Source organism: Kitasatospora sp. NPDC058243 (assembly GCF_042882025.1).
GTDB lineage: Bacteria > Actinomycetota > Actinomycetes > Streptomycetales > Streptomycetaceae > Kitasatospora.
Window position 1 is genome coordinate 1 of sequence record NZ_JBHVWW010000042.1, and the last position, 13,511, is coordinate 13,511.

6 protein-coding genes and 1 rRNA gene are annotated in these 13,511 nt (G+C 72.1%); 5 read left to right on the plus strand and 2 right to left on the minus strand.

The window, feature by feature from the left end; genetic code table 11:
- A 5S ribosomal RNA gene (rrf, locus tag ACFVX9_RS24945) occupies nt 1–87 on the plus strand; the annotation flags it as partial.
- 98 nt (nt 88–185) lie between these two features.
- Complete coding sequence (locus ACFVX9_RS24950) at nt 186–1,031, plus strand: phosphatase PAP2 family protein (RefSeq protein WP_387983556.1); 846 nt, start codon at nt 186–188, stop codon at nt 1,029–1,031.
- Here ACFVX9_RS24950 and ACFVX9_RS24955 read toward each other — a convergent pair.
- Nucleotides 1,024–1,587 carry an acetate uptake transporter gene (locus ACFVX9_RS24955; RefSeq protein ID WP_063349313.1) on the minus strand — a complete coding sequence of 188 codons (564 nt, stop codon included), beginning with the start codon at nt 1,585–1,587 and terminating at the stop codon, nt 1,024–1,026. The genes ACFVX9_RS24950 and ACFVX9_RS24955 overlap by 8 nt on opposite strands.
- Nucleotides 1,588–1,891: 304 nt before the next feature.
- Entirely contained in the window at nt 1,892–4,453 is a 2,562-nt protein-coding gene (locus ACFVX9_RS24960; RefSeq protein ID WP_387983558.1) for a SpoIIE family protein phosphatase, read from the minus strand.
- A 571-nt stretch (nt 4,454–5,024) separates the two neighbouring features.
- On the opposite strand from ACFVX9_RS24960, the gene ACFVX9_RS24965 reads away from it, so the two are divergent.
- The 3 genes from ACFVX9_RS24965 to ACFVX9_RS24975 all read left to right on the plus strand — a co-directional run bounded on the left by ACFVX9_RS24965 (nt 5,025) and on the right by ACFVX9_RS24975 (nt 13,300).
- Nucleotides 5,025–9,533, plus strand: coding sequence for a HAMP domain-containing protein (locus tag ACFVX9_RS24965; protein WP_380377603.1), 4,509 nt, complete (start codon nt 5,025–5,027; stop codon nt 9,531–9,533).
- A 294-nt stretch (nt 9,534–9,827) separates the two neighbouring features.
- The gene (locus tag ACFVX9_RS24970) at nt 9,828–10,466 is read left to right on the plus strand and encodes a response regulator (RefSeq protein WP_063351395.1); all 639 of its coding nucleotides are present in this window, start codon (nt 9,828–9,830) and stop codon (nt 10,464–10,466) included.
- A 146-nt stretch (nt 10,467–10,612) separates the two neighbouring features.
- Complete coding sequence (locus ACFVX9_RS24975; RefSeq protein WP_387983560.1) at nt 10,613–13,300, plus strand: DNA translocase FtsK; 2,688 nt, start codon at nt 10,613–10,615, stop codon at nt 13,298–13,300.
- Nucleotides 13,301–13,511 lie beyond the last annotated feature (211 nt).

Genomic DNA, 13,511 nt, shown 5'->3' on the forward strand with positions numbered 1-13,511 from the left:
GGTTACATTCCGAACCCGGAAGCTAAGCCTTACAGCGCCGATGGTACTGCAGGGGGGACCCTGTGGGAGAGTAGGACGCCGCCGAACAATCATTCCAAAAAGACCCCCTCCCGTTCGGGAGGGGGTCTTTTTGCGTTAACCTCTGCCGACACACGAACCAGAGTTTGTCGGAGAGGCGCGATCCGTTGCAGAACCTGACCCTTACCTGGCAGTCCGCCGGGGGCGCCGCGGTCGCTCTCTACGGCGGGGCGTACGCCGCCGCCAGGGTCCGGAAGCCGTCCCTGTCGGCGCTGCTGCGGGAGGCCGGCACGCTGCTGGCGCTGTTCGCGCTCTGGCAGCTGGTGGGCCACCTCTCGGTGATGAGCGGAGACCACGCGCTGGACCGGGCGGATTGGATCCACCGCACCGAGTCGGCGATCGGTCTACCGGACGAGGCGTCCTGGCAGGCGGCCGTCACGCCGTACCCGGTGCTGGTGAGGCTCGCGAACTACTACTACGCGGCGATGCACTTCGCGGTGATGCTGGCGGTGCTGCTCTGGGTGTTCGTGCGGCACCGGGAGCGGTACGCGTGGGTGCGGAACACGGTGGTGATCACCACGGCGGTCTGTCTGCTGGTGCAGTTCATCCCGGTGGCGCCGCCCCGGATGCTGCCGCAGCACGGGTTCGTCGACGTGGCCGCCGAGTACGGGCAGTCGGTGTACGGGGGTGCGATGGGTGGTGTGGTGGTGGCCGACCAGCTGTCGGCGATGCCGTCGGTGCACGTCGCGTGGTGCGTGCTGGCGGCGGTCGCGGTGGTGCGGGTCTCGCGGAGTCCGCTGCGGTGGGTGATGGTGCTGCACCCGGTGCTGACCGTCGCGGTGGTCGTGGTGACCGCGAACCACTTCTGGGCGGACGGCATCGTCGCCGTCGTGATCCTGCTGCTCGCGTACGCCGCCCAGGCCCTGCTGGCACGTCGCCGGGGTCGGGCCTCCGTCGACACGGAGGTCCGACCCCGGTACGCCGCGGCGGATCAGCCGCAGCGGGTCATTTGACCGGCAGGGCGATCCTGCCCCAGGAGCCGTTGCTGAGCGCGGAGGTGGCCCAGTACCAGGCGGTGAGCCCGGAGACGGCCGCGACCCAGCCGGCGAACTTGGCGAGGCCGCTGTAGCCGCCGAAGACGGCGATGGCGTTCAGCAGCAGGGACAGCGTGAGCAGGCCGTAGACGGCGCGGCTGAACAGGCCCGCGCCCCAGCTGGCGGCGGTCAGGGTGAGGGCGAGCAGGGCCCAGAGCAGGAGGAACAGGCCGGCGGCGTTCTTGCCTGCCCCGCCGGCCGTCGACCAGGTCGCCCAGAAGGCGCCGAGGCTGGTGAAGGCCGTTCCGGTGAAGCCCTCGCCGCCGCGGAGCTGCCACAGGCCCGCGATGAAGAGGGTGACTCCGCCGACCAGATGGGCGAGGTGTGCCGCGTCCCCGACCCCGGTGCCGCTGAAGACGCCGGTGGAGAGCAGGCCGTAGGCGAGCAGTGTGAGGCCGAGTGCGAGGTAGCCGAGGTTACCCGCGTCGGCTCCGGTGGAGCGGGCGTTCGTTGCCCCGGTAGCTTCGTTGCTCACCGGAGGCTCCTTTCACTTTGGGCGCGCGCAGGGCGCAGTCAACGCAGTGGTGTGGTCCGATGAGGTGGATGCGCGCGACCGCGCCGAGGGCGCACGGCTGGAGCGTGCGCGGGCTGCGGTCAGAAGTGATGGGTCGGCGGGAGAGCCGCCGGTCCTGTCCCCGCCGGGGGATTCCCCGGTGAGATCGGTGTACCCGGACGTACTCGCTTGTACCCTTGTGAATATAACAATTTGTGACGATGTCAGCTGTGGAACGCTCAGGGCCGACCGGGGAGCCAGGGGCTGACCGAGAGGCGGTGTCGGCTCACGAGGCGCGCTGGGTCGGCACCCGCAGGGTCAGGATGGCCATGTCGTCGGACGGCGGTTCCGGGGCGAAGCGCTCGACGGCGCGCTGCACCCGCATCGCGACCGCCCCGGCGGTCAGGCCGGTACAGCCGGTGAGCACCTCGGCGAGGCCGTCGTCGCCCAGCATCCGGCTGCCCTCGCGGCGTTCGGTGACGCCGTCGGTGACGCACAGCAGGACCTCGCCGGGGGAGAGCACCAGGCGCTCGGCGGTGAGGTCGAGGTCCTCCATGACGCCGAGCAGCGGCTGCGGGGTGGCGGCCCGGTCGACCTGGCCGTCGGTGCCCAGCCGGAGCGGCAGCGGGTGGCCGGCGCAGACCAGGGACAGTTCGATGCTGCCGTCCGGGCGGGGCGTCAGTTCGCCGTAGAGCAGGGTGAGGAAGCGGCTGCGCGAACCCTCGTCCAGGATGGCCGCGTTGAGGCGGCGGAGCACCTGCGGTGCGTCCAGGCCCTCGCGGGCGAGCAGGCGCAGCGAGTGCCGGGCGAGGCCGGTGACCGAGGCGGCCTCGGGGCCGGTGCCGCAGACGTCGCCGATGGCGAAGCCGTAGGTGCCCTCGCGGATGGTGAACAGGTCGTAGAAGTCGCCGCCGACCTCGTTGCCCTCGCCGGCGGCCTGGTAGTAGACGTCGACCTCGACGCCCGGGATCTCGGGCAGGTCCGGCGGCAGCAGGCTGCGTTGCAGGGCCTGGCTGGTGGCGGTGCGCTCGGAGTAGAGGCGGGAGTTGTCGAGCGCGAGGGCGGCCCGGCGGGAGAGGTCCTCGGCGAGTTCGAGGATCTCCTGGCGGAACCGGACGCCGGCCGGGACGCCGAGCGCGAGCAGGCCGATGACCCGGTTGCGGGCGGTCAGCGGCAGGACGACGGTCTCGCCGAGCAGTCCGGCGAGTTCGGGGCTGTCGGTGAGGCCGCCGGCGGCGGCGGTCTCGGCGGGCGCCGACCAGAAGCGGACGCCGTGGGTCGGGCCGGCGTCGGGGGCCGGGGTCTTGTCGAGCAGGTCGCGCAGCGGGTCGATCCGGTCCTCGTCCTCGTGCAGGACGAAGGCGAGGCCGGCCGCGGCGCCGTGGTCGCCCTTGGTGTAGACGGCGCACCAGGAGGCGAGGGTGGGGACGGCCATCTGGGCCATCAGGGCGAGGGTCTGCTCGTGTTCGAGGGTGCCGGCGAGCAGGTCGGAGGCCTCGACGAGGAAGGACAGCGAGCCCCGGCGGAGTCGTTCGAGCTCGGTCAGCCGGGTGCTCTCGACGGCGAGGGCGACCCGGTCGGCGGCGAACTGCAGCCGCAGGGCGTCCTCGTTGTCGTAGCGGCCGGGCGCGGCGGTGGCGATGCCGAGCGAGCCGATCAGCCGGCCCTCGACCTTGAGCGGGACGGTGACCAGGGAGCGCATGCCGCTGCCGGTGAGCAGGGGCAGGCCGGTCGGGCGGGAGGTGAGGTCCTCGTGGACGGAGGGCAGCCGGGCGGAGTCGTAGCGGCTGCCGGTGTCGACCGGGAAGCGGGTGTGCCGGCGGTGTCCGGAGGTGAAGCCGGTGGCGGCGCGGACCTCGAACTCGGTCTCGTCGTCGGTGGTCAGCAGCAGGTATGCGGCGTCGGCGTCGAGCAGGTCGCGGGCGCGTTCGACGGTGCGCTGGAGCAGGGTGTCGAGGTCGTCGGTGGCGACCGGGCCGGCCAGCAGGTCGAGCCGGGGGCCGGTCGGGTCGGAACGCTCGCCGGGCAGGGCGCGGGCGGGGGAGCGAAGCACCGCGCGGTCGGGTTCGAGGACGAGCAGGCAGAGGGTGGAGGGGACGCCCTCGGTGTCGCGTACGCGGACCTGGACGCCGTACACCTCGACCTCGTGGCCGTCCGCGCGGCGGACGCCGTAGCCGCCCTCCCAGCGGGCCAGCCGCAGGGTGTCGGCGAGGCCGAGGCCGCGGCCGGCGGACTGCGGCCAGACGGCGAGGTCGGCCCAGGGGCGGCCGAGGACGGTGGCGGCGGGGTACTGGAAGAGCGCCTCGGCGTCCGGGTTCCAGGCGAGGACGCGGCCGTCCTCGTCGAGCTGGACGACGGCGACGTGCACCGGGCCGGGGCCGCTGGGCAGGTCGCTGCCGGGGGTCGCGGGGACGGCGTAGCGGGTGCCGGCCACGGGGGCGGGCAGGGCGAGCCGGAACCAGACGGTCTTGCGCCCGGCCGCGTACTCGACGCCCCAGCGCTCGGCGAGGGCGGAGCACATCAGCAGGCCGCGGCCGCCCTCGCCGTCGGGGTCGGCGTAGCGGTCGGAGGCGGTGACGGGGCCGTCGCCGAGGGAGGGCAGGCCGCGTTCGGGGTGGTGGTCGGTGACTTCGATCCGGACGGTGCCCTCCTCCCGCAGGCAGCACACCTCGGCGGCGGTGCCGGCGTGGACGACGGCGTTGGTGACCAGTTCGCTGACCAGGACGACGGCGTCGTCGACGACCTCGGGCAGACCCCAGCCGAGCAGCGCGTCCCGTACGAAGCCCCGGGCGGCGGCTGCGGACCGGCCGTCGGGGTCGAAGGTGGCGGCTGCGCGCGCGGTGACCACGTTGCCACTTCTCCTCTGCTGCTCTGGCCTTGACTGTCCGGGGCGTGGCGCCGACTCCCGGTGCGTGCCGCCGGGGTGGCGGCGCTGGGTCGGGTCATGGCCCGGTGCAGCGCTCCACCCTACTTTCCGCTTGGTTCCCCGTGGGGACGGGGCGTTGAAACAGGCACCTGAGAGTGATTCTGCCCACCTGTTTCGGACGGTCGGCTACCAACCGGGCGCAACCGGCCGTATACCCGGCGCCGGTGCTGCCAGACTGGGGGGTCCGCGACGGCCGGTCGGAGCAGTACGGTCGATGCGGGTGCCGGTGTGCCGTGTGGGGCGCCGGTACGCAGCCCGACCGGGCCGGTGCCCCGGTGCGTGCCGTACCGGCACGGACGGTCACCGGGAAAGTTCACGATGTGGGAGGGGCCCGTTGAGTTCGGCCACCAAGGACGCAACCGGTACGACGCCGCCCGTTCCGCGCGGTGGGCGGTCCGGGACCGCGCCGCGGAACGCGGCCGGCCGGCGAGTGAGCCACAACCGGGGGGCGGAGCCGGCCGAACTGCGGAAGCTGCTGGCCGCGCTGACCGCGATGCGGGACGGCAACTTCCGCCGCCGGCTGACGGTTCCGGGGGACGGTCCGCTGGCGGAGATCGCCGCGGTGTTCAACGAGGTCGCCGAGCGCAATCAGCACCTGACCGGCGAACTGGCCCGGGTGCGGCGGGCGGTGGGCCGCGAGGGCCGGCTGAACGAGCGGCTGGAGACCGGCGCGGGCGAGGGCGCCTGGATGGCGGCCGTCGACAACTGCAACGCGCTGATCGACGATCTGGCCCGTCCGATGGCCGAGGTGGGCCGGGTGCTCTCCTCGATCGCCGAGGGCGACCTGGACCAGAAGATGGAGCTGCGCTCGCTGCACAGCAACGGGGTGAGCCACCCGCTGCGCGGCGAATACCTGAAGATCGGCCGGACCGTCAACGGGCTGGTGGACCAGCTCTCGGAGTTCACCGACGAGGTGACCCGGGTGGCCCGCGAGGTGGGCACCGAGGGCAAGCTGGGCGGCCAGGCCAAGGTCCGCAGTGTGTCCGGCAGTTGGAAGGACCTGGCGGATTCGGTCAACACCATGGCCGGCCGGCTGACCGCGCAGGTGCGCAACATCGCCCAGGTGACCACCGCGGTGGCCAAGGGCGACCTGTCCCGCAAGGTCACCGTCGAGGTGGCCGGCGAGATGCTGGAGCTGAAGAACACCGTCAACACGATGGTGGACCAGCTGAACGGGTTCGCCGCCCAGGTCACCGGGGTGGCCAGGGACGTGGGCACCGAGGGCCGGCTCGGCGGCCAGGCGCAGGTGCCGGGCGTGGCCGGGGTCTGGCGGGACCTGACCGACTCGGTGAACTTCATGGCCGACAACCTGACCGGCCAGGTGCGCAACATCGCCCAGGTGACCACGGCGGTGGCGCGCGGGGACCTCTCGCAGAAGATCGAGGTGGACGCGCGCGGCGAGATGCTGGAGCTGAAGAACACCATCAACACGATGGTCGACCAGCTCTCCGGTTTCGCCGAACAGGTGACCAGGGTGGCCCGCCAGGTGGGCACCGAGGGGCGGCTCGGCGGTCAGGCGCAGGTGCCCGGGGCGGCCGGGGTGTGGCGCGACCTGACCGACAACGTCAACTTCATGGCGAACAACCTCACCGATCAGGTGCGCAACATCGCGCAGGTGACGACCGCGGTCGCCAAGGGCGACCTGTCGCAGAAGATCCAGGTGGACGCGCGCGGGGAGATCCTGGAGCTGAAGAACACCATCAACACGATGGTGGACCAGCTGGGCGCCTTCGCCGACGAGGTCACCAGGGTGGCCCGGGACGTCGGCACCGAGGGCATCCTCGGCGGTCAGGCGAGCGTGCCCGGGGTGTCCGGGACGTGGAAGGACCTGACCAACAGCGTCAACCTGATGGCCAACAACCTGACCAGCCAGGTCCGCAACATCGCCGAGGTGACCACGGCGGTGGCGCGCGGCGACGTGTCGAAGAAGATCACCGTCGACGCCCGGGGCGAGATCCTGGAGCTGGTGACGACCGTCAACACCATGGTCGACCAGCTGTCGGCGTTCGCCGACGAGGTGACCCGGGTCGCCCGCGAGGTGGGCACCGAGGGGATCCTGGGCGGCCAGGCGCGGGTGCGCGGGGTGTCGGGGATCTGGAAGGACCTGACCGACAACGTCAACTTCATGGCGTCCAACCTGACCGGGCAGGTCCGCAACATCGCCGAGGTCGCCACCGCGGTGGCCCGCGGCGACCTGTCCAAGAAGATCACCATCGAGGCGCAGGGCGAGGTCGCCGCCCTCGCCGGGACCTTGAACACCATGGTCGACCAGCTCTCCTCCTTCGCGGTGGAGGTGACCAGGGTGGCCCGCGAGGTCGGCACCGACGGCACCCTGGGCGGTCAGGCGAGCGTGCCGGGCGTGGCCGGCATCTGGAAGGACCTGACCGACAACGTCAACCTGATGGCCAACAACCTCACCGGCCAGGTCCGCAACATCGCGCTGGTGATCACGGCGGTGGCCCGCGGCGACCTCTCGCAGAAGATCGACGTCGACGCGCGCGGCGAGATCCTCCAGCTCAAGACCAGCATCAACACCATGGTCGACCAGCTGTCCGCGTTCGCCGACGAGGTCACCCGGGTCGCCCGCGAGGTGGGCACCGACGGGCGGCTCGGCGGCCAGGCCCGGGTACCCGGCGTGGACGGCACCTGGCAGGACCTCACCGAATCGGTGAACGAACTGGCCAACAACCTGACCCGGCAGGTGCGCGCGATCGCCCAGGTCGCCACCGCCGTGACCAGGGGCGACCTGAGCCTGCGGATCGACGTGGACGCCGCGGGGGAGCTCGACGAGCTCAAGGACAACATCAACCAGATGATCGCCAACCTGCGCGAGACCACCCGCACCAACCAGGAGCAGGACTGGCTCAAGACCAACCTGGCCCGGATCTCCGGCCTGCTCCAGGGCCGCCGGGACCTGGAGGCCGTCGCCTCGCTGATCATGACCGAGCTGACCCCGGTGGTCTCCGCCCAGCACGGCGCCTTCTTCCTCGCCCAGCCGGCCGGCCGCACCGCCGAGCTGATCACCGAGGACGACGACGAGAACGACACCGTCCTGCGGCTGATCGGCAGTTACGGCTACCAGCGGCGCGCGATGCCGACCACCTTCCGGCCCGGCGAGTCGCTGATCGGGCAGGCCGCGGTGGAGAAGCGGGCGATCATCCTCAAGGAGGCGCCGCCCGGATACCTCAAGATCGCCTCCGGCCTCGGCGAGGCCTCGCCGGCCCACATCGTGGTGCTGCCGGTGCTGTTCGAGGGCCGGCTGCTGGGCGTGATCGAGCTGGCCACCTTCAGCTCCTTCACCACCGTCGCGCTGGACTTCCTCAACCAGATCGCCGACCTGATCGGCGTCACCGTCAACACCATCAGCGTCAACACCAAGACCGAGGGTCTGCTGCTGGAGTCCCAGCGGCTCACCGCCGAACTCTCGATGCGATCCGCCGAGTTGGAGGCGCGCCAGGAGGAACTGGAGCGCACCAACGAGGAGTTGCAGGAGAAGGCCGAGCAACTCGCCCAGCAGAACCGCGATATCGAGATCAAGAACAGCGAGATCGAGGAGGCCCGGCAGGTCCTGGAGGAGCGCGCCGAGCAGCTCGCCCTGGCCTCCCGGTACAAGAGCGAGTTCCTCGCCAACATGTCGCACGAGCTGCGCACCCCGCTCAACTCGCTGCTGATCCTGGCCAAGCTGCTCTCCGACAACAACGAGGGCAACCTCTCGCCCAAGCAGGTCGAGTTCGCCGACACCATCCACGGCGCCGGCTCCGACCTGCTCCAGCTGATCAACGACATCCTCGACCTCTCCAAGGTCGAGGCCGGCAAGATGGACGTCCGCCCGGCCCGGATCGCCCTGGTCCAGCTGGTCGACTACGTCGAGGCCACCTTCCAGCCGGTCGCGCTGGACAAGAACCTGGACTTCGCCGTCCGGGTCTCGCCCGCCCTGCCGGTCACCCTGCACACCGACGAGCAGCGGCTCCAGCAGGTGCTGCGCAACCTGATCTCCAACGCCGTCAAGTTCACCGACGCCGGCGCGGTCGACTTCTCGATCTCCCCGGCCGGCGCGGAGGTCCCGCAGCACGTGCGCGAGCGGCTGCTGGAGTCCGGCTCGATCAAGGACCCGGACGACGAGCTGATCGCCTTCGCGGTCTCCGACACCGGCATCGGCATCCCCGGCAACAAGCTGCGGGAGATCTTCGAGGCGTTCAAGCAGGCCGACGGCACCACCAGCCGCAAGTACGGCGGCACCGGGCTCGGCCTGTCGATCAGCCGCGAGATCGCGCGGCTGCTGGGCGGCGAGATCCACGCCGAGAGCGAGCTGGGCAAGGGCTCCACGTTCACGCTCTACCTGCCGCTGCGCACCGAGGCCCCGGGCGCGACCCAGGTCGAGCGCCCGGCCGTGTCGAGCGTCCCGACGCTGCGCGCCTCCGTCGGCGTGACCCCGATCGGGGTGCCCGTGCCGGTCGGCGAGAACCCGGCCGACCACTGGGCCCAGGAGGTCCGCGAGCTGGCCGAGGAGCGCCGCCGCGGAGCGGTGGAGCGCCGGCGCAGCGCCGCCCTGGACGCCGCCGCCGGGGCCCGCCCGGTGGAGCCCGCCCCGCCCCGCCCCAGCCGCAGCGACGTGCGCTTCGACGGCCAGCAGGTGCTGATCGTGGACGACGACGTCCGCAACGTGTTCGCCCTCACCAGCGTGCTGGAGCAGCACGGCCTGACCGTCCTGTACGCCGAGAACGGGCGCGAGGGCATCGAGATGCTGGAGCAGCACGAGAACGTGGCGCTGGTCCTGATGGACATCATGATGCCGGAGATGGACGGCTACGCGACCACCGAGGCGATCCGCCGGATGCCCCAGTTCGCGGGCCTGCCGATCATCGCGCTGACCGCGAAGGCGATGAAGGGCGACCGGGAGAAGTCGCTGGAGGCGGGCGCCACCGACCACATCACCAAGCCGGTGGAGACCGACCACCTGCTGGCGGTGATGCGCGAGTGGCTGCGGTCGGACCGCGCGTAGCGCCGGGGGAGGGCGCGAACTCCGGGGCGGGCTCCGGGGTTCGCGCCGTCCGGTGGGCCGGTTTGCTGGCGGTCGGGCCCGGGAACCCGGTAGGGTCACCGATCGTTGCGAACAGTGACCGGACGGCGACACGCTGCTGAGCGTGCGCCGGAGCACTGGCCGCGCGCCGCTCCGGATCGGGTCACGACGGAGCGATGTGCCGGGCGAGGGGGTGCGGCTAGCATGACCGGGGTAGCGGTGGGCAGGACGCGAGTGCCATCACCGGGCGGCAGGCAGGCGACAGGAGGGCGAGCCCTGATGCAGAAGGCGAAGATCCTCCTGGTCGACGACCGACCGGAGAACCTGCTGGCGCTGGAGGCGATCCTCTCCGCGCTGGACCAGACGCTGGTGCGCGCCGTCTCCGGCGAGGAGGCGCTCAAGGCGCTGCTCACCGACGACTTCGCGGTGATCCTGCTGGACGTCCAGATGCCCGGGATGGACGGCTTCGAGACGGCCGCCCACATCAAGCGCCGCGAGCGCACCCGGGACATCCCGATCATCTTCCTGACCGCGATCAACCACGGACCGCACCACACCTTCCGCGGCTACGCGGCCGGGGCCGTGGACTACATCTCCAAGCCCTTCGACCCGTGGGTGCTGCGCGCCAAGGTCTCGGTCTTCGTCGACCTGTACGTGAAGAACTGCCAGCTGAAGGAGCAGGCCGCGCTGCTGCGGCTGCAACTGGAGGCGGGCGGCGGCGAGCCGCCCCTGGGAGGGGCGCTGCTGGGCGAGCTGTCCGCGCGGCTGGCGGCGGTCGAGGAGCAGGCGGAGGCGCTGGGCAAGCAGCTGGACGGCGTCGAGGACGCCGGGGTGGCGGCCACCGCGGCGCACCTGGAGCGCAAGCTGGCAGGGCTGCGCCGGGCCCTGGACGCGCTCCGGCCGGGAACCGCGTAACCGGTCGGCGGGGTTCACTCCTGCGGGTGAATTTCTGGCGCGGCCGGGTGAAACCGGGTCAGCGTGACGGTGTGTCTGCGACACGTCCCTGAGTCCCGGCTCGGGCACATGTGCACTGGTGGCCCACCCCGGTAGGCTGCTGACCCATGGCCACTCGTACGCCCGGAAGCGCGGCACGCAACCCGAGTCCGGGACCGTCCAAGAAGGCCGCGGCGAAGGCCCCGGGCAAGCCGCCCGCGAAGAAGGCGGCGGCCAAGAAGGCGGCCCCGGCGAAGAAGGCGGCGGCCAAACCGGCCCCGCCGTCCCCGCCGCCGCCCAAACCGATACTCTTCCGGGCCGTCCGGGCCGTCTGGCTCGGCGTGGCGAACAGCATCGCCGCGATCTTCCGGGGCTTCGGCGACGGGGCCAAGAACCTCCACCCGGCCCACCGCAAGGACGGGCTGGGCCTGCTGCTGTTCGCACTCGCGCTGGTGACCGCCGCCGGCACCTGGTTCAGCCCGCAGGGCTGGCTGGGCGAGGCGGCCACCGCCGTGGTGTCCGGGCTGTTCGGGCGGCTCGACGTGCTGGTGCCGTTCCTGCTGGCCGGGATCGCGGTCCGGCTCTGGCGCCACCCGGAGCTGCCGGAGGCCAACGGCCGGATCATGATCGGCCTGAGCGCGCTGCTGGTCGGCGTCCTCGGCCTGGTGCACATCGGCTGCGGCGCGCCCATGATGGGCAGCGGCGCCTCGCGGATAAGGGCGGCCGGCGGGATCATCGGCTGGGCCGTGTCCACCCCGATGATGGCCGCCGCCGGGCCGGCGCTGGCCGTGCCGCTGCTCCTGCTGCTGTCCTTCTTCGGCCTGCTGGTGGTCACCGCCACCCCGGTCAACCGCATTCCCGAGCGGCTGCGGTCGGCCGGCGTGCGCCTCGGCGTGGTGGAGCCCGGGCCGGAGGACGAGCTGCGCGAGGGGCGTACGCCGGAGCGCGACCTGTCCACCGAGCCGCCCGAGGACGCGGACCCCGCCGCGCTGCCGTTCACCGTGGGCAGCGAGGACCCGGGCGACGAGGTGGCCGCCCGCCGTCGGCGCCGCCGCCGCAAGCCGACGGACGACGAGGACCAGCCCGACGCCGTCCGGGTGTCCCTGGACAAGGAGCCGCTGGACCCGTACGCCACCCGCGACCTCGCCGCCGGCGCCGCCGCCGACCTGGACGGGGCACTCGTCTACGGCGTGCCCGCCTCCTCGGCGGTGGCGAACATGATGCACCAGGTGCAGGACCGCACCGCCCCGCCGGAGGAGGCCGCCGTCCCGGCCGCCCGCAGCGCGGGCCCGGGCGCGCCCGAGGAGCACGGCCCGGCCCCGGTGCGGATGGAGCAGCTCCAGCTGGCCGGCGACGTCACCTACGCGCTGCCCCCGCTCGACCTGCTGGAGCGCGGTGGCCCGGCCAAGGCCCGCAGCGCCCTCAACGACGAGGTGGTGGCCCAGCTCAGCAGCACCTTCGCCGAGTTCAAGGTGGACGCCAGGGTCACCGGCTTCACCCGGGGCCCGACGGTGACCCGCTACGAGGTCGAGCTCGGCCCGGCCGTCAAGGTGGAGCGGATCACCGCGCTCGCCAAGAACATCGCGTACGCGGTGGCCAGCGCCGACGTGCGGATCATCAGCCCGATCCCGGGCAAGTCCGCGGTCGGCATCGAGATCCCCAACCGGGACCGCGAGATGGTCAACCTCGGCGACCTGCTGCGCTCGCGCACGGCCGCCGAGGACACCCACCCGATGGTCGTCGGCATGGGCAAGGACGTCGAGGGCCAGACCGTGATGGCCAACCTCGCCAAGATGCCGCACATCCTGGTGGCCGGCGCGACCGGCGCGGGCAAGTCGTCCTGCATCAACTGCCTGATCACCTCGATCCTGGCCCGGGCCACCCCGGACGAGGTGCGGATGGTGCTGGTCGACCCCAAGCGGGTCGAACTGACCGCGTACGAGGGCATCCCGCACCTGATCACGCCGATCATCACCAACCCGAAGAAGGCCGCCGAGGCCCTCCAGTGGGTGGTCCGCGAGATGGACCTGCGCTACGACGACCTCGCGGCGTTCGGCTTCCGGCACGTGGACGACTTCAACGCGGCGGTGAAGGCCGGCACGGTCACCCCGCCGCTCGGCAGCGAGCGCGAGCTGACCCCGTACCCGTACCTGCTGGTGATCGTCGACGAGCTGGCCGACCTGATGATGGTGGCGCCGCGCGACGTCGAGGACTCGGTGGTCCGGATCACCCAGCTGGCCCGCGCGGCCGGCATCCACCTGGTGCTGGCCACCCAGCGGCCCTCGGTGGACGTGGTCACCGGTCTGATCAAGGCCAACGTGCCGTCCCGGCTGGCCTTCGCGACCTCCGCGATGGCCGACTCCCGGGTCATCCTGGACCAGCCCGGCGCGGAGAAGCTGATCGGCAAGGGCGACGCGCTGTTCCTGCCGATGGGCGCCGGCAAGCCGATCCGCCTCCAGGGCGCGTTCGTCACCGAGGCGGAGATCGCCGCGGTGGTGCAGCACTGCAAGGACCAGCTGACCGCCGTCTACCGGGACGACGTGACGGTCGGCGGCGGGGCCAAGAAGGAGATCGACGAGGAGATCGGCGACGACCTGGACCTGCTGATCCAGGCGGCCGAGCTGGTGGTCTCCACCCAGTTCGGCTCGACCTCGATGCTCCAGCGCAAGCTCCGGGTCGGCTTCGCCAAGGCGGGGCGGCTGATGGACCTGATGGAGTCGCGCGGGATCGTCGGGCCGAGCGAGGGTTCCAAGGCCCGCGACGTCCTGGTGAAGCCGGACGAGCTGGACGGGGTGCTGGTCGGTCTGCGCGGCTGACGACCCGCGCCTGCGACGAGTGTTCACCCGTTCGGAGGAGGGTAGGCGCGTGAAGGGGAACCGAACGCCCGTACGCCGCGTCACAGGCCGGAAAGCGAACCCCCCGGGTTCCCCGCGCGGGCCCGCTGACGGCCGTTCAGCGGGGTGCCGGGCACCCGTCGGGGCGGGCGCGCGCATTCGGGCCTGTTCCGCTTGAGAAACGATCCGCCCG

Coding starts and splice junctions, on each gene's coding strand:
- ACFVX9_RS24975 (WP_387983560.1), top strand. CDS start 10,613: ATGGCCACTCGTACGCCCGGAAGCGCGGCACGCAACCCGAGTCCGGGA.
- ACFVX9_RS24965 (WP_380377603.1), top strand. CDS start 5,025: ATGCGGGACGGCAACTTCCGCCGCCGGCTGACGGTTCCGGGGGACGGT.